Source organism: Pseudactinotalea sp. Z1748, assembly GCF_049725185.1.
Taxonomy (GTDB): Bacteria; Actinomycetota; Actinomycetes; order Actinomycetales; family Beutenbergiaceae; genus CALKWS01.
Genome location: NZ_JBMPQB010000008.1, coordinates 59353 through 81800, shown reverse-complemented (window position 1 = coordinate 81800; position 22448 = coordinate 59353). Strand labels below are relative to the sequence as shown.

General features: G+C 70.7%; 15 protein-coding genes. 10 read left to right on the top strand and 5 right to left on the bottom strand.

The window, feature by feature from the left end; genetic code table 11:
• The first annotated feature begins 46 nt into the window (after window positions 1-46).
• The 5 genes from ACO0LU_RS15975 to ACO0LU_RS15955 all read left to right on the top strand — a co-directional run bounded on the left by ACO0LU_RS15975 (window position 47) and on the right by ACO0LU_RS15955 (window position 6220).
• Window positions 47-1597: an ABC transporter permease gene (locus ACO0LU_RS15975; protein ID WP_424792348.1), complete on the top strand. Its 1551-nt coding sequence runs from the start codon at window positions 47-49 to the stop codon at window positions 1595-1597.
• Window positions 1594-2745, top strand: coding sequence for an ABC transporter ATP-binding protein (locus ACO0LU_RS15970; RefSeq protein ID WP_424792347.1), 1152 nt, complete (start codon window positions 1594-1596; stop codon window positions 2743-2745). Before ACO0LU_RS15975 ends, ACO0LU_RS15970 begins: the two co-directional genes overlap by 4 nt.
• 83 nt (window positions 2746-2828) lie before the next feature.
• Complete coding sequence (locus ACO0LU_RS15965) at window positions 2829-4499, top strand: urocanate hydratase (RefSeq protein ID WP_424792346.1); 1671 nt, start codon at window positions 2829-2831, stop codon at window positions 4497-4499.
• Window positions 4499-5761 carry an imidazolonepropionase gene (hutI, locus tag ACO0LU_RS15960; protein ID WP_424792345.1) on the top strand — a complete coding sequence of 421 codons (1263 nt, stop codon included), beginning with the start codon at window positions 4499-4501 and terminating at the stop codon, window positions 5759-5761. Before ACO0LU_RS15965 ends, hutI begins: the two co-directional genes overlap by 1 nt.
• A gap of 96 nt (window positions 5762-5857) precedes the next feature.
• Entirely contained in the window at window positions 5858-6220 is a 363-nt protein-coding gene (locus ACO0LU_RS15955) for a hypothetical protein (RefSeq protein ID WP_424792344.1), read from the top strand.
• Between the two features lie 83 nt (window positions 6221-6303).
• Here ACO0LU_RS15955 and ACO0LU_RS15950 read toward each other — a convergent pair whose 3' ends face one another.
• Window positions 6304-7887 carry an amidohydrolase gene (locus ACO0LU_RS15950; protein WP_424792343.1) on the bottom strand — a complete coding sequence of 528 codons (1584 nt, stop codon included), beginning with the start codon at window positions 7885-7887 and terminating at the stop codon, window positions 6304-6306.
• A gap of 181 nt (window positions 7888-8068) precedes the next feature.
• On the opposite strand from ACO0LU_RS15950, the gene ACO0LU_RS15945 reads away from it, so the two are divergent.
• Window positions 8069-8629, top strand: a complete 561-nt coding sequence (locus ACO0LU_RS15945; protein ID WP_424792342.1) for a GNAT family N-acetyltransferase — start codon at window positions 8069-8071, stop codon at window positions 8627-8629.
• On the opposite strand, the gene ACO0LU_RS15940 is transcribed toward ACO0LU_RS15945, so the two are convergent.
• The 4 genes from ACO0LU_RS15940 to ACO0LU_RS15925 all read right to left on the bottom strand — a co-directional run bounded on the left by ACO0LU_RS15940 (window position 8597) and on the right by ACO0LU_RS15925 (window position 13500).
• Window positions 8597-9862 carry a hypothetical protein gene (locus tag ACO0LU_RS15940; RefSeq protein WP_424792341.1) on the bottom strand — a complete coding sequence of 422 codons (1266 nt, stop codon included), beginning with the start codon at window positions 9860-9862 and terminating at the stop codon, window positions 8597-8599. The two genes, ACO0LU_RS15945 and ACO0LU_RS15940, sit on opposite strands and share 33 nt — an antisense overlap.
• 10 nt (window positions 9863-9872) lie before the next feature.
• Window positions 9873-11369 carry a DNA cytosine methyltransferase gene (locus tag ACO0LU_RS15935; RefSeq protein WP_424792340.1) on the bottom strand — a complete coding sequence of 499 codons (1497 nt, stop codon included), beginning with the start codon at window positions 11367-11369 and terminating at the stop codon, window positions 9873-9875.
• A 153-nt stretch (window positions 11370-11522) separates the two neighbouring features.
• Window positions 11523-12503: a type II CAAX prenyl endopeptidase Rce1 family protein gene (locus ACO0LU_RS15930; RefSeq protein WP_424792339.1), complete on the bottom strand. Its 981-nt coding sequence runs from the start codon at window positions 12501-12503 to the stop codon at window positions 11523-11525.
• 142 nt (window positions 12504-12645) lie between these two features.
• A complete protein-coding gene (locus tag ACO0LU_RS15925; protein WP_424792338.1) occupies window positions 12646-13500 on the bottom strand; it encodes an HAD-IIA family hydrolase in 855 nt (284 codons plus the stop codon).
• Window positions 13501-13650: 150 nt separating this feature from the next.
• On the opposite strand from ACO0LU_RS15925, the gene ACO0LU_RS15920 reads away from it, so the two are divergent.
• The 4 genes from ACO0LU_RS15920 to ACO0LU_RS15905 all read left to right on the top strand — a co-directional run bounded on the left by ACO0LU_RS15920 (window position 13651) and on the right by ACO0LU_RS15905 (window position 22374).
• Window positions 13651-15378 carry a glycerol-3-phosphate dehydrogenase/oxidase gene (locus ACO0LU_RS15920; protein WP_424792337.1) on the top strand — a complete coding sequence of 576 codons (1728 nt, stop codon included), beginning with the start codon at window positions 13651-13653 and terminating at the stop codon, window positions 15376-15378.
• Between the two features lie 227 nt (window positions 15379-15605).
• Window positions 15606-16679 (top strand): GNAT family N-acetyltransferase, encoded by a 1074-nt coding sequence (locus tag ACO0LU_RS15915; protein WP_424792335.1) that lies wholly within the window; start codon window positions 15606-15608, stop codon window positions 16677-16679.
• A 58-nt stretch (window positions 16680-16737) separates the two neighbouring features.
• Window positions 16738-17370 carry a YigZ family protein gene (locus ACO0LU_RS15910; protein WP_424792334.1) on the top strand — a complete coding sequence of 211 codons (633 nt, stop codon included), beginning with the start codon at window positions 16738-16740 and terminating at the stop codon, window positions 17368-17370.
• Window positions 17371-17529: 159 nt separating this feature from the next.
• Complete coding sequence (locus ACO0LU_RS15905) at window positions 17530-22374, top strand: NAD-glutamate dehydrogenase (RefSeq protein WP_424792333.1); 4845 nt, start codon at window positions 17530-17532, stop codon at window positions 22372-22374.
• Window positions 22375-22448 lie beyond the last annotated feature (74 nt).

Here is a 22448-nt window from a genome sequence, read left to right as displayed (position 1 = left end):
GCGCGCGCACCCAGCACTGACCGCGGCGGCCCTGGTCGCCACCGCGGTGGCACTGGTGCCGCTGGCCTACCTGATCGCGCGCGTCGTCGGCGCCGGGCCCGATGCCTGGCTCGCCGCGCTGACCCGCCCGCGGGTGGGGACACTGGCAGCCACGTCCATGCTGCTCGCCCTGGTCGTGGCGATCGGGTGCCTGGTGCTCGGCGTCGGCAGTGCCTACCTGGTCACCCGCACCGATCTGCCGGGGCGGCGCCTCTGGGCGGTGGTGGCGGCGTTGCCGCTGGCGGTGCCCAGTTACGTCGCGGCGTTCAGCTGGTCGGCGGTGGCGGACCTGTGGTCCTCAACCGCCAGGTTCGAGGGGTTCTGGGCCGCCGCCCTCGTGCTGACCCTCTACACCGCGCCGTACGTGTACCTGCCGGTGGCCGCCGCGCTTGCCGCCACCGACGCCGGGCAGGAGGAGGTGTCCCGCTCTCTGGGCCGGGGGCCGTGGCAGACCCTGATCACCGTCACCCTTCCCCAGGTACGCCCGGCCATCGCCGCCGGTGGGCTGCTCGCCGTGCTCTACGCGCTCTCCGACTTCGGAGCGGTGTCGCTGCTGCGGGTGGACACCTTCACCCGCGCGATCTTCACCGCCCTGGGTTCGGGCTTCGACCGGATCGGCGCACTCAGCCTGGCCAGCATGCTCGTGCTGCTCACGCTGCTGATCCTGGCGATCGAGCACAGCACCCGCCGCCGTGGCGCCCGGTACGCCCGCACCGGCAGCGGGGTTCGTCGCTCCGCCCCCATGCACCAACTCGGGAGGTACGGGCGCTGGGTCGCCTACGCCACCATGATGGGCACCGCGCTGGTCGCCCTCGGGGTCCCGGCGGTCGCGATGGCTCGCTGGTCCGCCCGCGGGTTGTCCCAGCCCGGCTCGGTCGGGGAGGTGCTCAGCGCAGCGTCCGGGTCTATCGGGCTGGCCCTCGCGGGTGCGCTGGTGACCACGGCACTGGCGATCCCGGTGGGGCTGTACGTGGCCCGTCACCCCGGCCGGCTGGCCCGGGCGCTGGAACACGCCGCCTATCTCGCGCACGGCCTGCCCGGAGTGGTGGTCGGTCTGTCACTGGTGTTCCTGGGTGTGGCAGTGCTGCTCCCGCTCTACCAGAGCGTCTGGTTGCTCGCCGTGGGGTATGCCACGTTGTTCCTGCCCCTGGCCCTGGCCGCGGTGGCCGGGGCCGCCGCGAAGGCACCGCCCGGCCTGGAGGAAGTGAGCCACTCCCTCGGGGAGGGCCCGGGGCGCACCTGGGCACGGGTGACCCTCCCGCTCACGCTCCCGGGTGTGCGCGCCGGGGCCGCGCTGGTATTCCTGGCGTGCATGAAGGAGTTGCCGGCCACGTTGCTGCTGCGGCCCACCGGGATGGAGACCCTGGCCACCCGGCTGTGGTCGGCCACCGAGGTGCAGCGCTACGCCGAGGCCGCGCCCTACGCCGTGCTGCTGGTCCTGCTCGCCGCGCTGCCCACCTGGCTGCTGACGGTCCGCAGCGGGATCCGCGGGGCCGGCGTCAGCAGTGAGGAACCTCACCCCCAGGTGGCCCCGGAGAGTGTGAGGGTGGAACCGTGAGTGCTGTCGAAGTAGTCCAGGTGCACAAGGCCTTCGGCCAGGTGCAGGCCCTGGACGGCGTGGACCTGAGCCTGGGCGCGGGCAAGTTGCTCGCGGTGCTCGGTCCCTCCGGCTGCGGCAAGACCACACTGCTGCGAGTCCTCGCCGGGTTCGAGCAGATCGACGCCGGCCGCATCGCCCTGGAAGGTCGGGCGGTGTCCCTGCCCGGGGTGCACCTGCCGCCGCACCGGCGCCACGCAGCCATCGTGCCGCAGGACGGCGGCCTGTTCCCGCACCTGTCGGTGGCCGACAACATCGCGTTCGGCCTGGGCCGGCGCAAACTGGGCCGCCGCGGCACCCGGGACCGGGTCGCCGAATGCCTGGACCTGGTCGGCCTGACCGGACTCGGCAGCCGGATGCCGCACGAGCTCTCCGGCGGACAACAGCAGCGCGTGGCGGTCGCCCGGGCACTCGCGCCCCGGCCCCCGCTGGTGCTGCTGGATGAACCGTTCAGCGCCCTGGACGCCACCCTGCGCACCGAGGTGCGCCAGGTCGTGCGCCAGGCCCTGGCCGAGGACGGGGCCACCGCGTTGATGGTCACGCACGACCAGGCCGAGGCGTTGTCGATGGCCGATGAGATCGCGGTGATGCGCGCCGGGCGGATCCTGCAGGCGGGCCGTCCCGCTGAGATCTACCGCGCTCCGGTGGACCCCTGGGTGGCTGGGTTCGTGGGCGAGGCGCAGTTGCTGCCGGTCCTGGAGCGCGACGGGCAGCGGGTGCGCACGGTGCTCGGTTGGTTGGGTGTCACCGAGACACCCGGTCCCGGGCAGACCCAGGTCATGCTGCGCCCCGAGCAGGTCACCATCCACCCCGCCACCGATCCCGGCGCTCCGGCCACCGTGGTGTCGGTGGACTACTACGGCCACGACGCCCTGGTGATCCTACGCGCCGGGGATCACACCACGGTGCTCTCCCGGGTGGTCGACGGCCCCCAGGCGGCACTGCAACCAGGCACGCGCGTGACGGTGGCGGTGCTGGGCCGGGCCCGGTGCTACGCCGACTACTCCGAGACCGGGGCCGAACCCGTCGTCGGGCATCCCGCCGGACATGACGCGCCCGGCACCGGCGATGCCGGCACCTCCGGCTCCGCCCAGCCGCAGTACCACTGACACCCCGGGCCGCATCCCGGGGCCGGCGGTTCAGGCCGTTCGATCCCGGGTGCGCCGCGGCCCACTTCGGTACCGTCGTGGCCATGAGCAGTCACGACGTCGTCCGCTCCCCCACCGGGACCGCCCTGACCGCCAAGTCCTGGCAGACCGAGGCACCCCTGCGGATGTTGATGAACAACCTCGACCCAGCGGTGGCCGAACGCCCCGAGGACCTGGTGGTCTACGGCGGCACCGGCAGAGCGGCGCGCGACTGGCCCAGTTACCGCGCGATCGTGGCCACGCTGACCGGCCTGGAGGCCGATGAGACCCTGCTGGTCCAGTCCGGTAAACCCGTCGGTGTGATGCGCACCCACGAATGGGCACCGCGGGTGCTGATCGCCAACTCCCACCTGGTGGGCGACTGGGCCTCCTGGCCGGAGTTCCGGCGCCTGGAGCAACTCGGGCTCACGATGTACGGACAGATGACGGCCGGCTCCTGGATCTACATCGGAACCCAAGGCATCCTGCAGGGCACCTACGAGACCTTCGCCGCTGTGGCCGCGAAGCGGTTCGGCGACACCCTGGCCGGGACACTGACCCTGACCGCTGGGTGCGGCGGGATGGGCGGGGCGCAACCCCTGGCGGTGACGCTCAATGGTGGGGTGTGCCTGGTGGTGGACGTGGACGGGGCCCGGCTGCGCCGTCGGGTCGGCACCCGGTACCTGGATGAGGTCGCAGATGACCTCGATGCCGCCGTCGCCCGGGTCGAGGTGGCCCGGGCTGCACGCGAGGCGGTCTCGGTGGGCGTGGTGGGCAACGCCGCGGACGTGTTCACCGAACTGCTCCGCCGGGACGTGGCCATCGATGTGGTCACCGACCAGACGTCGGCGCACGATCCGCTCTCCTACCTTCCCCAGGGTGTGGACCTGGCTGACTGGCACGACTACGCCGCCGCCAAACCCGAGGAGTTCACCGCCCGCGCCCAGGAATCGATGGCGGCGCACGTGGAGGCGATGGTCGGCTTCGCCGATGCCGGCGCGGAGGTGTTCGACTACGGCAACTCCATCCGCGACGAGGCACGCAAGGGCGGGTACGACCGGGCCTTCGAGATCCCCGGGTTCGTGCCGGCCTACATCCGCCCGTTGTTCTGCGAGGGCAAGGGCCCCTTCCGGTGGGCGGCGCTGTCCGGGGACCCCGCCGATATCGCCGCGACCGATGAGGCCGTCCTGGACCTCTTCGGCGAGAACGACCACCTGCGCCGGTGGATCCGCGCCGCCCAGGAGCGGGTCAGTTTCGAAGGGCTGCCCGCGCGGATCTGCTGGCTCGGTCACGGTGAACGCGATCGCGCGGGCCTGCGGTTCAACGAGATGGTGGCCGACGGCTCCCTGCGCGCTCCGATCGTGATCGGCCGGGATCACTTGGACTGCGGCTCGGTGGCCTCCCCCTACCGCGAGACCGAGGCGATGGCCGACGGGTCCGATGCGATCGCGGACTGGCCGATGCTCAACGCCCTGGTCGCCGCCTCCTCCGGGGCCACCTGGGTCTCGCTGCACCACGGCGGCGGGGTGGGCATCGGGCGCTCGATCCACGCCGGCCAGGTCAGCGTGGCCGACGGCACCGAACTGGCCGCCCGGAAATTGGAGCGCGTGCTCAGCAACGACCCGGCGATGGGCATCATCCGGCACGTGGACGCGGGGTATGAGGCCGCCGAGCAGGTAGCCCGTGACCACGGCGTCCCGATCCCGATGCACACCGCGCCCGGCTCGCAGACCTGATGGCCGCCATCGCGATCACCGGGATCGCAGAACTGGTGACCGGTGACCCCACCCTCGGCACCGGCCCGCTGGGGGTGCTCGAGGACGCCGCCCTCGTCATCGAGACCGACGACGACGCGGCCTCGGCGGGCGGTCTGCCCGCGCCCGGCGGGCCGGCTCCGGTGGCCGGTGACGGCGTCACCGGCCCGCGCGGGCGGATCGTCTGGGTGGGCCGGGGCCGGGTGACACCCGCGGCCGACGCCCGCATCGACGTCGCCGGGGCATGCGTGCTGCCGGGGTTCGTGGACTCCCACACCCACCTGGTCTTCGCCGGGGACCGCTCGGCGGAGTTCGCCGCCCGGATGAGCGGGCAGTCCTACGACGGCGGCGGGATCGCCGTGACCGTGGCGGCCACCCGGGAGGCCTCCACGCGGGTGCTGCGTGAGCGGCTCCGGGCGTTCGTGGCCGAGGCCCGCGCCCAGGGCACCACCACGGTGGAGGTCAAGTCCGGTTACGGCCTGGACGTGGCCAACGAGGTGCGCTCGCTGCAACTGGCGGCGGAGGTGACCCCGGAGGTCACCTTCCTGGGTGCGCACGTGGTACCACCGGAGTTCGCCGGGCGGGCCGACGCCTACGTCGACCTGGTCAGGGGGCCGATGCTGCGCGCGTGCGCCCCGCACGCCCGGTGGGTGGATGTGTTCTGTGAACCGGCGGCGGCCGCGGCCTTCGACGGCGAGCAGGCCCGGGCAGTGCTGCAGGCGGGCGCCCGGGCGGGCCTGGGTCTGCGCGTGCACGGCAACCAACTCGGGAACGGGCCCGGGGCACAACTGGCGGTGGAACTGGGGGCGGCCAGCGTGGACCACTGCACGTACCTGTCCGATGAGGACGTGATGGCCCTGGCCGGCTCGGACACCGTGGCCACACTGCTGCCCGGGGTGGAGTTCTCCACCCGGTCGCCCTACCCCGATGCGCGCAGGTTGCTGGACGCCGGGGTCACCGTGGCGCTGTCCACCGACTGCAACCCCGGCACCTCCTTCACCTCCTCGATGCCGTTGTGCATCGCGCTGGCGGTGCGGGAGATGGGGATGAGTGTGGACGAGGCGATCCAGGCGGCCACCACCGGTGGCGCGGCGGCGCTGCGGCGCGAGGACGTGGGGCACCTGGGGGTCGGGGCGCGGGCGGACCTGGCGGTGCTGGACGCCCCGAACCGGATGCACCTGGCCTACCGGCCCGGAGTGCCGTTGGCTCGGACGCTGGAGTGGGGTGAGCACGCCGCGGGTTGAGCCGGCGGCGACCGCCCGGGTGGGAGTGTGGCGGATATCGACTCCTACAGCCGGTAGGATCAAATCGGCCATCAGCCCCGAACCGAGGCAAGATCCGTGATTACCCTGACCCTGCTCGTGTCCATCGCCCTGATCGCCACCGGCGCCGTGGCCTACATCGCCACCGCTGCCGCCAGCATCACCGCACTGATCCCGGCCTTCGTGGGGGCGGCGCTGCTGGTCTGTGCCCTGATCGCACGGGGGACGACGGCCCGCAAGCCCGCCCTGATCGTGGCCCTGGTGCTGGCGCTGCTGGGCGCGCTGGGCTCCCTGCCGAACCTCATGGGCCTGGGCGACCTGTTCGCCGGGGATGCTGACAACCCCGGGGCGATCATCGCCAGCACCATCATGTTCGTGTTGCTGCTGGTCCTGGTGATAGCCGGGATCCGCTGGTTGCTCGCCTCCCGCGCTGCGCGCTGACTGACGCGCACGCGCCGGGTACGCACCCGGCCCGGGACCCGTCCCTCCGGCGGGCACCGGCTCCGGCCGGCCGGTGCCCGCCGTCAGGTCGGCCCGTGTGTCCACCGGCCGGCGACCATGGTCGCCCAGACCGGCATGGTCCGCAGCGCCTGAGGGTCCGCGGTGTGGGGGTCGGCGTCGGTCAGCACCAGGTCGGCGTCCTGGCCCGTGCGCACGCGCGCCCTCCCGCGCGCGCTGGCCGCCAGCGCCGCCGAGACCGGTAGCGCCTGCTCGGGGTGCCACGGCTCCCGGCCGTCCCGGCTGCGGGTCACCGCGGCGCTGATCGTCACCCACGGGTCCAGTGGCGCCACCGGCGCATCCGAGCCCAAGCGGATCGTCGCGTCGGCCCGGGCCAGGTCCGCCAGCGGGAAGCACCACCCTGTGCGCTCGGGCCAGTACTGCTCGGCCAGATCCCGGTCATCCATGGCGTGCTCGGGTTGCACACCGGCCACCACGCCCAGGGCGGCGAACCGCGCATGATCGGAGGGGTGCACCAATTGGGCGTGCTCGATCCGGCCGCCGGAACCGGTGGCCTCGAAGGCGTCCAGCGCGGCGGTGACGGCCAGATCCCCGATCGCGTGCACCGTGGCGGTGATGCCTCCACCGGCTGCCCGCCGGAGGAGTTCCACCATCTCGGTCACGTCGTACTCCCGGTACCCATAGCCCCCGCCGGGGGCCCGGTCCACCTGGGCTGATCCCCGGTAGGGGTCGCGGCACAGCGCGGTGCGGGTGTTCAGCGACCCGTCGGAGAGGATCTTCAGCGGTCCCACCCGCACCAGCCCACCGGTTCCGGGCACCACCTGGCCACTGCGCCAACCCTCGGCCAGCGCGGCCGGGAGCCGGTCGGGGTAGATCCCGGCCTCCACTCGGACCAGGGCCGGCACGGCGGCGCTGAGCCGGGTGCGCCAGTCGCTGATGTTGTCCGCCCACTCCAGGTCCACCACGCCGACCACACCGCGGGCCGCCAACAGCGGCAACGCGTTGGCCAGGGCGTCTTGCGCACCGGCTACGGTTGCCGCGTCCAGCCGGGGCATCGCCTCGAACCACGCACCCTCACGGACCAGCCCGTCGGCCCCGACCGCAACCCGCAGCAGGTCCGCGCCGGCGGTGTTCACCCAGGCGCAGTGCAGGTCACCCGAGACGAGCACCACGGGCACCGCACCGGCTACCTGATCGAGGAGATCCCGGCTCGGAACGTCGGGCCACAGTGCGTCACGGAACCCGTAACCCACCACGGGGCGGTCCGTAGGCAGGGCGGAGCGCACCAGGTCCATCACCTGTGCCGCCGAGGTCGCCCCGCTCAGGTCCAACCGGGACATCGCCAGGGCCCACTGCACCATGTGGGTGTGCTCATCCCACAGGCCCGGGAGCAGGTAGCGGCCCTCGGCGTCGATCTCCGCGGAGCCGGCCGGTGCCTCCAGGTGCCCGGTGGGGACCACCTCCGCAACCCGACCGTCCGCGATCGCGGCGTCCCACACCTCCTCGCCCGTGCCGCCCCCAGCGGCAGGGTGATCACCCCCGGCCCGGCCGGGTGCGCCGTCGTCGGCTGCCACCGGCCCTGGCAACCGCACCCTGCGGATCACGAGCGGCGCATCCCCGGTGCGCTGCTCCCGTTCGATCGCTTCCATGCACACTCCCTTCCCGCAAGGAGGGTACGTGCCCAGGTGCCCTGCCGTGGCACCACGGGCGGGGCGTGCACACCGATGGCCGGTGCAGCAGGGCGGCATTCCCCGGTGCGGAGGACGGCAGGTCCAGGCGCGGGTAAGCCGGGTCGCGAGGCACCCACCACATGGGACTAGGGTTCAGGAGGTGATCGTCGACCTGACCCGCGCCGAGGCGGTGACAGGCGCCGACGAGGTCACCACCCTCTACGCCGCCGCGTTCGGCTACCCTTCCTCGGTCACCCGCCGGTTCACCGACACCTACACCCGGTGTATGCGCGAATACCACGGAGCGCGGCTGCTGCTGGCGCGGGCGGACGGAGCGTCGGTGGGCTTCGGTTTCGGATTCACCTTCGAACGTGGCCACTGGTGGCCCGAGCAGATCGGTCCCGCCCTGCGGGCCACCGGGAACGCGGAATGGATGCAGGACGCCTTCGAACTCGCCGAACTGGTGGTGGCCCCCGAGCACCAGGGCAAGGGCACCGGGGCCATGCTGTTGCATCACCTGGTACACACCACCCGGCACCAACGCGTCCTGCTGGCCACGGCCCCGACCAACCCGGCACGCCGGCTGTACCAACGGGCCGGGTTCGTTGAGCTCCTGCCGGACTTCCGGTACGGCGACAGCGGCCCGGCCGCGGTGATCATGGGCCGGGACCGCACCGGGCCGCCGGCCTCACCACAGGGTGGCGTCGGCGCGGGGAGTTAACCGGCCCGGGGCGAGCGGTTCGGGTCCGGGGACCTCCACCTGGTGGCTGTGCACCAGGAAATTGTCGATCCGGTCCTTGCGGATCATCACCTTCAGCGCCCGCGCATCGCCGCTGGATTGGCGGCCCTGAGCGAAATCGCCGAGCACCGTGTGGAAGTTGCCGGTGTTGACCTCCAGCACCTTCATGGAGAAGAACCGGACCGCTTCCTTGAACCGGCCGGCGTAGGACAGTTCGTTGAACCCCTTGCGGGCCTCGTACCCGGCGTCCCGGCGCCACCTGTTCCATTCGATCGTGGCAAGGTTCTGGTTGTCCTTGGCCTTCCAGGTCTGGTGCTCATAGAGCACGAACCAGAACTTGTCGTACTCCTGCACGCACGCCCGCACCGAGGCCGCGTCATTACCCGGGGCCTCCTTCTGCCCATGGTCGGAGGCCTTCAGGTCCCCGTAGTGGGCGATGGTGGGGCCGTCACGGAACTGCAGGTCGTAATCGAACCCGCCGGGGGTCTTGTTCTTCAGGTGACGCACCCGATCGGTGTGGCCGCCGGCGCGGAGGAACTCCTCCAGCCGGTACTCCAGGTAGAAACCCGGCCACTCGCCCTGGAACCGATCGGGCCAGGCGGCCCGGTGCATCCGCTGCACCGCGGTCCTCGCCATGGTCAGCTGACCGTCGATGAATACCTCGTTGAACTGCTGCAGGACCTCCAGATGCGGATCGGTCCCCACGGCGCCGGTGCGCAGATAGCGCGCGAAGGAGTCCGCGCGTACGCTGGTGAGCCGGTTGCCGTTCCGGTCCCGACGGCTGAAGGAGCCACGCGTCTGGGCCTGGAACAGATCATTGGTGGACACGTGCGCGGCGGAGTTGTTGGCCTTTCGCGCCACGTAGGTGTCGGGGTCGAAGTCCACGAAGATCGTGGTGCCTTCGTAGTGGTAGAGGCCGATGAAGCGCGGACGCAGCCCACCTTCCCGGAGCAGGTGATGGATGCGGATCCACTGGTTCGGTATCTGGATCCGTTTCTTGAACCCCGGCCAGGGATGGCCCAGATGGTGCACCTGGCGCACCAGCAACGCGTTGTCCCCGGCGATCAGCACCTTCTCGGAGCCCACCTGCTGCACATAGACCTCCGGCAGATACCGTCCCAGGATCGCCAAGCGCTCCGCCGGGCGGATCCTGGCGTCGGTGTCCTGGACCACCGTGCCGTCCGGGCCGATCTGGTCGACCACCTGTGCGCCCATGCCTGGGTTCTCAGGCGACGCCGGCCTGCGCCAGGGCCGAGCCGGGCGCCATCGCCACGTCGGGGTTGGCCGGCGCCTGCCGCACCGCGCGGGCCAGCCCGGGTGAGCGGTCCTCGACCTCATCGATGGTGCGCAACAGGTGTTGGCGCAGCACGTAGTAGGCGGCCCCGACGTTCACCCCGTTGCCCATCTGCCGGTAGGAGGCGGCTGCCGGCTGGTCGCCGAAGGTGAACTCATCGGGCAGGCCCTGCAACCGGGCGGCCTCGCGCGGGGTCAGCCGGCGCCGCTTGTCCCCCAGGATGGTCGTCTGGGTGATCGCGACCAGGGCCGGCACGTAGGTGGGCCTCTTGGCCCTGATCCCGGAGGGCCGGAAGTGCATGATCGTGGACCACAGCGACTCGGCGTCCTGGGCCTGCCACTCGAGTTTGCGTCTCGAGGCCGGGAAGTGGGCCAGGTGCTGATGCCGCTGCAGCCAGCCGTCCAGCACCCGCCGGTGGCGGCGGTAGAACTCGGCGTTCTTCCGCAAGAAGTTCGCCTTCCACAGCGGGGTTCCCTGGGCGATCTGCGGCTCGGGCAGGAACGCATCGGCCCAGATCGGAAAGCCCGGCAGCGTGGCCACCCGCGGGCGCATGATCTGCACGAACTCATCCCACACGCTGATCCACTCGGTCTCGGTGGGGCTGAGCCGGTAGCGCTGCAGGTCCGGGATCTCCTCCTCGCTCAGGAGCGGTAGATCGGACCGCAGATCCCACCGGTGCGGGTCCCAGAGGCCGCCGTCGGGCCGGGCCACCGGCCGGTTGGGCACCACGGGCTCGTCCCAGGACTGCGCCCACGCCCGGCGCGGCCCCACGTAGGTTCCGGTGATGAAGACCCGGTCACGCACCTGCGGGCGTCCGCCCAGTTCGGGTGGGAGCAGGTGCGGGGAGAAGATCGTGGGGGTGGTCGAGACCTGGTAGCCCAGGTCCCGCAGGGTGCGGATGATGGTGGCCCAGGTGTCGCGGTGCCGCGGCCCGGCCAGGTTGCGCACGTTCTCCAGCAGGATCGCGGTGGGCCGACGTTCTTCCAGCACCCGGGCGATGTTGAAGAACAGCGTGCCGCGGGTCTCCTCCATCCCCTTCTGGAAGCCGGACTTGGAGAACGGTTGGCAGGGGAAGCCGGCGGCCAGCACGTCATGGTCAGGCACGTCCATGCGTTCGGCGGTGAGCGGGATGATGTCCCCGTGCACGCCCATGTCCCAGTTGTCGCGGTACACCCGGGCGGCCACCGGGTCGATCTCGGAGGCGAATGTGGCCCGACCGCCCAGGGCGCCGAGGACGGCGTGGAACCCGCCGACACCGGCGAAGAGGTCGACGAAGTCGAACGCCGCCTCACCACTACCGCCCAGCATGCTGGCCAGCTTACCCCGCGCAACGGCCGGTCCCGACTCGCCCACGCCCACGACGACCGACGACGGCGCAGCCCCCGCACGTTCACGCGTCACCCCGGGCGGGCAGGACACAGCGGTCATCGACACTCCTCGGCTTTCGTCAGCAACGAGATCGACCGTATGCCCCACCTGTGACATCGCTGCCGGCGAAGTCCCCCGGCGAATCCGCTGCCGAACGAGCGGTGGAAGATCCGGTGCCGCCTCCCGGGTGACCCCGGCGCGGTGAACGCGGACTCAGTACAGGAAGTAGGGGAAGAAGTCCGGGTTGTGGGAGTGCACGATCGCCAGGAAGACGATGACGTCGAAGAGCAGGTGCACGATCACCACGTAGGTCAGCGAGCGCGTCTTGGTGAAGATGTAGCCCTGCAGCAGCGCGAACGGTGCGGTCAACAGCGGGCCCCAGTGGGTGTAGCCCAGTTCGTAGAGGAAGGAGACGAAGATGATGGCCTGCAGGATGTTGGCCGTCCACATCGGGAAGTGGCGGCGCAGCAGCACGAAGCAGGTGCAGATGAAGAACAGTTCATCCCAGGTGCCCACGTAGTTCACGCCGATGAAGAAGCGGACCAACTCGCTGGTGTCGGTGATCGCCGGCCAGTTCTGGTAGGCCCCGGATCGGATGAAGTAGAACGGCAGGATCAGCCAGCCCAGGAACGGGACCAGCAGCATGTATCCCTTCTGCACCGGGGTCCACTTGCGGTGGCCCCGCCAGGGGAACCGGATGGCCTTGCGCCGGTAGATCAGCCGGTCGATCAGGAACGGGGTGGCCACCGCGAGCGCCAGCACGATCCCGATCGTGAAGAAGCGGTCCCAACTCACATCGGCCGCTACCGATGTGGTGGACACGACCGTGATACCCGCGCCGATCAGCAGCAGGTCCTTGGCCAGGGCGCGGTCCACCAGGTAGGCCGCCCCCAGGCTGACGATCAGCACCGCATGGCCGGGCCAGCCCACCTCGATGCCGAAGAGCAGGAACGCCGACAGGCTCACCCCGAATGCCGGCAACAGTTTGCGATGCCAGCCCGGCGGCACCACGTCCATGTCGTGGACGGCATCGGCGGCGGTCGCGGGCCGATCGTTGGTGCTCCCGGCACTGTTGGGGGCCCCGCGAGTGGAGGCGGTCCCCCGATCGCCGTCGCGGCGAGGGCGCACGTGCGCCTCGATATCGGTGGAGCCGTGGTCACCATCGGGGTCCGATACCGCGGTCGAGGAAGGCACGCCCACAGTCTGCCAGGGATCACCCGCGCCGCCAGGCCGGCGCCGTCAACCTGAGGTGAGCCCCGCCCTCGCGCGACCTGCACCCGGGGGCACCCCCCGGCCTCGTCCCCGCTGTCGGCAAGCCGACCGTTCTCCTACCCGGCTACTCCACCCAGCCGAGTTCCGCCCGCAGGGCGGCAGGCAGGATGTGGTCCACCCGGTCCAGCACGTAGGTGGGCCGGTGGGCGGGATCGGTCTCGGCCACCTCGTCGGCGCTGGAGTCCCCGGTCAGCACCATCGCCGAGGGCATGCCGGCGTCAGTTGCCATCCGGATGTCGGTGTGCAACCGGTCCCCCACCATCAGGGCGTTGACAGGGTCCACATCGAGGCCGGCGAGCGCGGCGGTGAGCATGTCCGGATCCGGCTTGCCCACGTTCTTGCTCAGTTTCACCCCGGTGCACGCCTCGATCGCCGCGACGATAGCGGCCGCGTCGGGTTCCCCGCGTCCGCCGGGGAAGGGGCAGTACCGATCCGGGTTGGTGGTGACCAGGATCGCTCGGCCGTGGAACCACAGCGCATCGAAGGCGATCTGCAGTTTGGCGTAGGTGAAGGTGCGGTCGTAGGAGGCGATCACGATGTCGATCTGGGCCGGATCGTCGGTGATCGCGATGCCGGCCTCGCCCAACGCCCGCACGAGTGGCTCCTCGGCGATCGGGTAGACCTTCGCCTGTGGGTGATGGGTCTGCAGCCACCGGGTCATCGTCACCACGGTGTTGACGATCTCGTCCTCCGGGGTGGGCAGGCCCAGCCGGTCCAGTTTCTCGGCGTACTGCCCCGGGTCCTTGGTGGGGTTGTTCGACAGGAACCGCACCGGCAGTCCCCGCCGGCGCAGTTCGGTGATCAACCGGGTGGCACCGGGCAGCATCTCCTCACCCAGGTAGACCGTGCCGTCCATGTCGAAGATGTAGGCCTGGAAGAGACCGGTGGGGGCGGGTCCGGTGCGGACTGGGCCGGGCATGGGACTCCTTGGTCGGCGGGGCGGCCGCGTTGCTCGGCAGGGCGGCCGCGTTGCACAAAGGGTGCGATTAGGAGAAACATAGGGCACAGTCCGGCCCGGGGTTTGCGTGTACCCCGGGCTCGTGTCCGTGCGAGCCGTGGAGGAACTGCCTTGTTCTCAGCCTTGACCCCCCGAAGCAGGGCTGATGCCCTGGCCGCGCTGGGCAACGAGCAGTTGGACGTGCTGGTGATCGGCGGTGGGGTCACCGGCGCCGGGGTCGCGGTGGACGCGGTCACCCGGGGCCTGCGCACCGGGATCGTGGATATGCAGGACTGGGCCGGCGGCACCTCCGCCTGGTCATCGAAACTGGTACATGGCGGGCTTCGCTACCTGTACAACCTGGACTTCACACTCGTCGCCGAGGGGCTGCGGGAGCGCGCGCTGCTGCTGACCACCACCGCCCCGCACCTGGTCCAGGCCCAACCGTTCCTGTGGCCGCTGAAGCGCCGGGTGATCGAACGGGCCTACTCCGCGGTGGGGGTGGGCATGTACGACGCGATGGCCGTGGCCGGATTCCGTGGGCGGGCCGTGCCGCTCCAGAAGCACTACTCCAAGCGGGGCGCGCTGCAGTTGTTCCCCGACATCCGCCCGGACAAACTCATCGGTGCGATCCGCTTCTACGACGCCCGGGTCGATGACGCCCGGCTGGTCACCGCCCTGATCCGCACCGCCCAGTCCTACGGTGCCCACGCCGCCTCGCGCACCCAGATGGTGGACCTGATCAAGGACGGCCCCCGCGTGGTCGGCGCCGAGGTGGTGGACCTGGAGAGTGGTCAGCGTCACCGCGTCTACGCCAAGCACGTCATCAACGCCACCGGGGTGTGGACCGAGGACACCGAGGCCCTGGCCGCCGATGAGGCCAAGGTGCAGGTGCTGATGTCCAAGGGCATCCACATCGTGGTGCCGCGCAACCGGATCCGGGGCCGGGCCGGGATCTTCCTGCGGACCGAGAAGTCGGTGCTGTTCATCATCCCCTGGCAGCGGTACTGGATCATCGGCACCACCGACACCCCCTGGAGCGAGGAGCCCCTGCGGCCGGTGGCCACCCGCCCGGACGTGGACTACCTGCTTGAGCACGCCAACGGGGTGCTGCGCTCGGAGTTGACCTTCGAGGACATCATCGGTGTCTACGCCGGGCTGCGTCCGCTCGTGCAGCCAAGCGAGGACGCCGCCTCCACCAAGATCTCCCGCGACCACACCGTGCTGGAGGTGGCACCGGGGATGACGGTGATCACCGGTGGCAAACTCACCTCGTACCGGCTGATGGCAGAGCACGCGGTGGACAACGCGATCGGCCCCGAGCGTGCCAAGGCGCGTCCCTCGGTCACCGCCCGCACCCCGCTGGTGGGCGCGAGCGGGTTGGAGGCGATCACCGCCCAGGCCGGCCGGATCGGTGCCCGGCACGGGTGGACCGGGGACCGGTTGCAGCACCTGCTGGGCCGTTACGGCACCGAACTGGCCCAGATCAGCGCGGCGGTGCAGGACGATCCGGGCCTGGGTGAGCCCTTGGCCGCCGCGCCTGCGTACCTGCGCGCGGAAGTGGCCTGGGCGATCACCCACGAGGGAGCCCTGCACCTGGAGGACATCCTGCAGCGGCGGGTCCGGCTGTTCTATGAATCCCGCGACCGCGGCCTGGGGGCGCTGCCCGAGATCGCCGACATCGCCGCCCCCTTGCTGGGCTGGGACGCCGAGACCAAGGCCGCCGAGATCGACTCCTACCGGGCACTGGCCCGAGCCGAGGAGGAGGCACTGTCCACCCTGGCCGACGACGACGCCGTCCGGGCGCGCACCCAGGCCCCCGAGCGGGTGCCGCTGCAACCCATGGGTGAGCAGGACTGAAGCCCAACCCGACGCCCGGCGCTGACTGGCGTGTTCGTCACAGCACCGCACGTCCAGTTCGACGCTGGTGGTCGACGTCGAGTGCCCGGACCCTCGACGTCGACCAGTGGGGTCGAACTCGGCGGCCTTACCGGCCACGCCCCTGCGCGGGCCACCCCCGGCGCGGGCCACGCCCCTGCGCAAAATGCCTCGCACACCTATCTCGCGATGCGGCACGCTGATGCACTGTGACCTCCGCACCGCAGTCCCCATCGGCCCCCGACGCCGCGACGGCAACGCCTGCCGCGGCAACCTCCACCCCAGCCACCTCCCCCGCAGCGACACCCACGGCGCCCGACTACCGCTGGAGCGCCCTGACCCTGCCGCACGTCGAGGCATGGACTCAGTTGGTCAACCACCTGGCGCAGGTGGACGGCACCGAGGAGTTCTATTCCACCACCGACCTGACCGAGGAGCTCACCTCCCCGAACATCGACAACGGACGGGACAGTTGGGCGCTCTGGCACGGCGAGCAGATGGTGGGCTTCGGCCAGGTCTGGGTCAGCGCCACTCCGGACGCCGAGGGCCGAGTACGCTGTTCGCTGATCGGGGGCATTCACACCGACCACCGACGCCGCGGCCTGGGCACCCAGATCATGGACCGTCTCGAGGCCCGCGCCGTCGAATCCGCAACCGCGCGCCATCCAGGCACCGGCTTCTACTTCCAGGCCAGCGGCGGGCTCCGCGACTCCTCGGCCGAGGCGATGCTCACCTCCCGCGGGTACCAGGTGGTGCGCTACTTCGAAGTCCTCACCCGTCCCCTGCCCGGAGCGGCGCTGAGGTCCGACGACGAACCAGCCCCGGTCCCCGGCGTCACCGTCCGCACGGTTCGGTCCGGTGACGAGCACGCCGTGCTGGCAGCCCATCGTGCGGCGTTCACCGACCACTGGGGCTCCACCCCCGTCACCGATGAACTGTGGGCCCGGCGCTGGTCCTCGAGCAGCAACCGGCACGCGGTGTCCACCGTCGCCGTCGACGATCAGGGTCGGGTCCTCAGTTACGTGTTGTGCGGGCAATGGCTGGAGCGGGAACTGTTCATCACCACCGTGGGCACCCGCGCCGAGCACCGCGGCCGCGGTCTGGCCAGAGCCAGCATCGCCCACACCCTGCGCGCCGCGATCGACTCCGGCGACTTCGACGTGGTTGAACTCGAGGTGGACTCGACCAACCCCACCGGCGCCAACCGTCTCTACGAACGCCTGGGCTTCGCCCACAAGTTCACCACCACCACGCTGCGCAAGGCGCCTGGTCGCCCCGCCTGACATCGGGTCACCCGGCCCCGGTCCCGGCCCCGAGGGCGCAGCCGGTGATAATGGAACGGTGACCACCCGATACCTGACCCTCGCCGCCACCGGTGAGGCGGAGATCGAGGTCAAACGCTCCCGCTTCCTGTGCACCCTGGCCCGGGTGAGCACCGAGGAGGCGGCCCGGGGCGTCGTCGAGGGGCTGCGCAAGCGGCACTGGGACGCCGCTCACCACTGCTCGGCGTTCGTGCTCGGGCCCGATGCCGGGGTGCAGCGGTCCTCCGACGACGGCGAGCCGGCCGGCACCGCCGGGGCACCGATGCTGGAGGTGCTGCGGGGCCGGGAGGTCTCCGACGTGGTGGCGGTGGTGACCCGCTGGTTCGGCGGGGTGCTGCTGGGCACCGGCGGCTTGATCCGCGCCTACTCCGACGCCGTCCGGGCGGGCCTGGACGGCGCCGGGCTGGTGGCCCGGGAACTGCTCCTGGAGTACACCCTGGAGTTGGACCACGCCACCGCCGGGAAGGTCGAGGCGGACCTGCGGGCCCGGGGTGTGCAGATACTCGACACCACCTACTCCGCCGCGGCCACGCTGCGCCTGGGAGTGCCAAGGCAGCGATCCGAGGGGCTGGGCGCCCTGGTCGCCGAACTCACCGGCGGAACGGTGGAGCCGGTGCCGGCGGGCTCCACCTGGGTGGACACCCCTGCGTGAATGTGCCGGTTGTCGTAGCCGGCGGCCACGCCACCCCGGCACCTGAGAACGGCAGCCGGCGTCGGCTTCCCCTCCGCCGCCACCCCCTTCGGGCTGCCGGCACGCCGATCAGCGATAGGCTCCACAGGTACACCGACGTACTCCGATCAGGGATGGAAGATGAACCAGTCGATCCTGCGCGAACCTAGTCCCGATCGGGACGAGATCCTTCGCGGCGCTGCGGATCTGGCGGCCGAGCAGGGGCAAGACCAGGTAGCGGACGTGTTGCCGCGAGTGTTGGAGCACGTGGCTCCGGAGGACCTGGCCGAACGTGAGCCGGCGGACCTCGCCGGGGCGGTGCAGTCGATGTACGAGCTCGCCGGTACCCGCCGGCAGGGGCAGACCCTGGTGCGGGTGCTGTCCCCCCAGCGCGAGGCCAACGGGTGGACCTCCCCACACTCCTCGGTCCTGGTGTGCACCGACGACATGCCCTTCCTGGTCGATTCCCTCGCCGCAGCCGCGGCCGCGGAGGGCCTTTCCGTGCACCTGGTGGTGCACCCCCAACTGATGGTGCGGCGCGACCGGGACGGGAACCTGAGCGAGGTACTCAGCGAGCGCCCGCCCGCGGACCAGGGCATCGCCGAGTCCTGGATGCACCTCGAGGTGGACCGGATCACCGACGCCGACCGCCTTGACCGCCTGCAGCAGCGGGTGGAGGAGGTACTCGAGGACGTCCGCAAGTCGGTACAGGACTGGCAGGCGATGCGGCAGAAGTGTCAGCAGATCACCTCCGACCTGGTCCGGAGTGTGCCGCACACCGTCGACTCCGCCGAGGTGGGGCCCACCCGGGAGTTCCTTACCTGGCTCGCCGATGACCACTTCACCTTCCTGGGTTACCGCGAGTACAGCCTGGACACCGTCGACGGTGAGGACGTGCTGCGCCCGGTACCCGAGAGCGGGCTGGGCATCCTGCGCGGGGAACCGGAGAAGCCCTACACCCGGCTGCAGCCGCAGGCCCAGGCCACCGCGCGCGAGCCCCGGTTGCTCACGATCACCAAGGCCAATTCCCGTGCCACCGTGCACAAGTCCACCTATCTGGACTACATCGGTATCCGCACCTTCGACGATTCCGGTGCGGTGACCGGGGAGCGGCGCTTCCTGGGCATGCTCACCTCCTCGGCCTACGCCGAGTCGGTGCTGCGCCTGCCGATCGCTGCCGACAAGGTGCGCGAGGTGTTGCACCGCAGCGGGTTCAGCGCCCACTCCCACTCCGGCAAGGATCTGCTGCAGGTGCTGGAGAACTTCCCGCGCGACGAGCTCTTCCAGACCGACGTGGCCACGTTGGCCGAGGTCGCCCAGGAGGTCCTGTACCTGCAGGAACGGCGCCGTTCGAAACTGTTCCTGCGCACCGATGAGTTCGGCCGGTTCGTCTCCGCCCTGGTCTTCATCCCGCGCGATCGGTACAACACCGCCGTGCGCCTGGCGATGGAGCACGTGCTGCGCAAGGCCTACCGAGCCGAGACGGTGGAGTTCACCACCCGGGTGGCCGACTCCCCGCTGGCGCAGCTGCATTTCGTGGTGCGGGTGCGGCACGGGCGGGCGCTGCCCGAGGTGGATGTGGAGCAGATCCAGTCCGAACTGGTGCGGGCCACCCGCACCTGGGAGGAGAAGGTGCTCGAGGCCGCCCTGGACCGGGTACCGCAGGAGCAGGCCTACGACCTCGTGGCGACCTACACCGGCCGGTTCGCCGAGGCCTACAAGGAGATGGTCTCCCCGGATGCGGCGGTCTCGGACCTGCTCGCCCTGGAGGGGTTGGCCGACGACGACGACACCGCCTTGGCGTTGTACCGCCCGGAGGAGGCCAACCCGGGTGAGCGACGCCTGAAGGTGTACCGCCGCAGCCCGGTGTCCCTGACCGAGGTGCTGGGCACCTTCACCGACCTTGGTGTGGAGGTCCTGGACGAGCGCCCCTTCCGGGTCCGTGCCACCGACACCCAGGCGGAGGCGTTCGTCTACGACTTCGGCCTGCGGGCCGGCAGCGAGGATCTCTGGGTCACCGATGACCGGGAACGCCGCTTCACCGAGGCGTTCCTGGCGACGCGAGCCGGGCTGGCCGAGAGCGACGTGCTGGGTCATCTCGTGCTCAGCGCCGGCCTGGACTGGCGCGAGGTCGTGGTCCTGCGGACCATCGCCCGCTACCTGCGCCAGGTGGGCTCGATCTTCTCGGTGGAGTACCTGGAGGCCGGGCTGGTGGCCAACCCCGAACTGGCCACCAAACTGGTGCGCCTGTTCGAGGCCCGGTTCGACCCGGACCACCCCTCGGGTACGGACATGACCGCCCGGCGCCACGCCGAGGAGACGCTGACCTCCGAGATCATCACCGCCCTGGACGATGTGCCGAGTTTGGACCACGACCGGATGGTGCGCGCCTACATGGGCGTGATCGGCGCGACCCAGCGCACCAACTACTTCTGCACCGACGCCGAGGGCAACCCGGTCGAGCACATCTCCTTCAAGATCGACTGCGCCCAGGTGCCCGGTATCCCCAGCCCGGTGCCCACCGCGGAGATCTGGGTCTACTCCCCCCAGGTGGAGGGGGTGCACCTGCGATTCGGCAAGGTGGCCCGCGGTGGGCTGCGCTGGAGCGACCGCCGGGAGGACTTCCGCACCGAGGTGCTCGGCCTGGTCAAGGCTCAGATGGTCAAGAACGCGGTGATCGTGCCCGGCGGGTCCAAGGGCGGCTTCTACGCCAAGCAACTACCCGACCCGGCAGCGGACCGGGACGCCTGGCTCGCCGAGGGCGAGGCCTCCTACCGGGCGTTCATCCGCGGCATGTTGGACGTGACCGACAACCGGCGCGGCGACGAGGTGGTGCCACCGGAGCGGGTGGTGCGCCACGACGATGACGACCCCTACCTGGTAGTGGCTGCGGACAAGGGCACTGCGACCTTCTCCGATGTGGCCAATGAGATCTCCGCCGAGTACGAGTTCTGGCTCGACGACGCCTTCGCCTCCGGTGGCTCGGCCGGGTATGACCACAAGGCGATGGGCATCACCGCCCGGGGCGCCTGGGAGTCGGTCAAGCGGCACTTCCGCGAGCGGGGGATGGATACCCAGTCCGAGGACTTCACCGTGGTGGGTATCGGGGACATGAGCGGGGACGTCTTCGGCAACGGGATGCTCCTGTCCGAACACATCCGCCTGGTGGGCGCCTTCGACCACCGGCACATCTTCCTGGACCCGGACCCGGATGCCACCACCTCCTTCGCCGAACGCGAGCGACTGTTCTCCGAGGCCCGCACCACCTGGGAGTCCTACGACACCGACCTCATCAGCGACGGGGGTGGGGTGTACCCGCGCACCGCCAAGTCCATCGAGATCACCCCGCAGGTACGCGCCACGTTGGGGCTCGGTGAGGACGTGACCGAACTGGCCCCGACCGAGCTGATCAAGGCGATGCTCCTGGCGCCGGTGGACCTGCTCTGGAACGGCGGGATCGGCACCTACATCAAGTCCTCGGCCGAGTCCCACAGCGACATCGGCGACCGCGCCAACGACGCGATCCGCGTGGACGGGCGGGACCTGCGCGTCAAGGTGGTGGGCGAGGGCGGCAACCTCGGGGCCAGCCAGTTGGGCCGGATCGAGGCCGCGATGAACGGGGTGCGGATCAATACCGACGCGATCGACAACTCTGCGGGCGTGTCCAGTTCGGACCTTGAGGTCAACATCAAGATCCCGCTGCGGGAGGTGATGCGCGATGGGGGTCTGGACCGATCCGAGCGCAACGAACTGCTGGCCTCGATGACCGATGAGGTCGCCGAACTGGTGCTGCGGGACAACTACGAACAGAACGTGCTGCTGTCCAATTCCCGCGCCCAGTCCGCGCAGATGCTCGGGGTGCACCGCCGGTTGATCCAGTGGTTGGTGAAGCGTGGCGACCTGGACCGGGAGCTGGAGTTCCTACCCGATGAGGAGGAGCTGGACGCCCGGGCCGAGGCCGGGCACGGGCTCACCCAGCCGGAGTTCAGCGTGCTGATGGCCTACTCCAAGATCGCCCTGAAGGACGACCTGGCCCGGACCTCCATCGCCGATGGCTCCTGGTTCAGCAAGACCCTGGCCGAGTACTTCCCCACCGCCATGCGCGAGAAGTACGCCGACGCGATCGAGGCCCACCCGCTGCGCTCCGAGATCATCATCAACACGGTGGTGAACTCGATGGTCAACCGCGGTGGCATCAGTTTCGCGTTCCGGGCTGCCGATGAGACCGGCGCCAGCAGCGAGCAGGTGGCGCGGGCCTACGCAGCCAGCCGGGAAATCTTCGATCTGGTCGAGTTCACCAGCGCGGTGGAGGCGTTGGACACCAAGGTGGACGCCGGCACCCAGGCCGAGCTGTACCTGTCCTTCCGCAGGTTGCTGGACCGGGCCACCCGCTGGTTCGCCCACCAGCGGCACGACCAGTTGGACGTGGCCGCGGAGATCGAACGCTTCTCCGAGCGGGTCACGGCGCTGCGTGCCCAGTTGCCGCAGTTCCTGCGCGGGTCCGAACTGGAGCGCTTCCACGCCCGCGCCGAGCAGATGCGCGAGGCGGGGGTGCCGGAGGAACTGGCGCAGCAGTTCGCCGGCTTGTTGCCCAGCCTGTCGCTGCTGGATGTGGTCCAGCTCGCCGATGAGGCCGAGTGCCCGCCGGAGCGGTCCGCGGAACTGTACTTCGCGGTCTCGGAACGGTTCCGCATCGACGATCTTCTCATCGAGGTGGCCGGGTTGCCGCGAGACGAACGCTGGGCCACCCTTGCCCGGGCCTCGATGCGCGATGACCTCTACGCCACCGCCGAGTTGCTCAGCGCGGTGATCATGCGTGAGACCGAGGAGGATGCGGCGCCGGCTCGGATCGAGAACTGGGCCGAGCAGATCGGTGCCGCGGTGGGCCGGGTGGAGGAGTCCCTGGCCGATATCCTGGCGATCGACTCCCCCGGCCTGGCACCGCTGTCGGTGGCCCTGCGCGGAGTGCGCAGCCTGTTGCGGTAGCCCCAACCGGCACAGCCGCGCCCGATCCCCTCGGCCGCCCCGGGGTGTGCCGACCGTCAGGTGAGACAGGAACC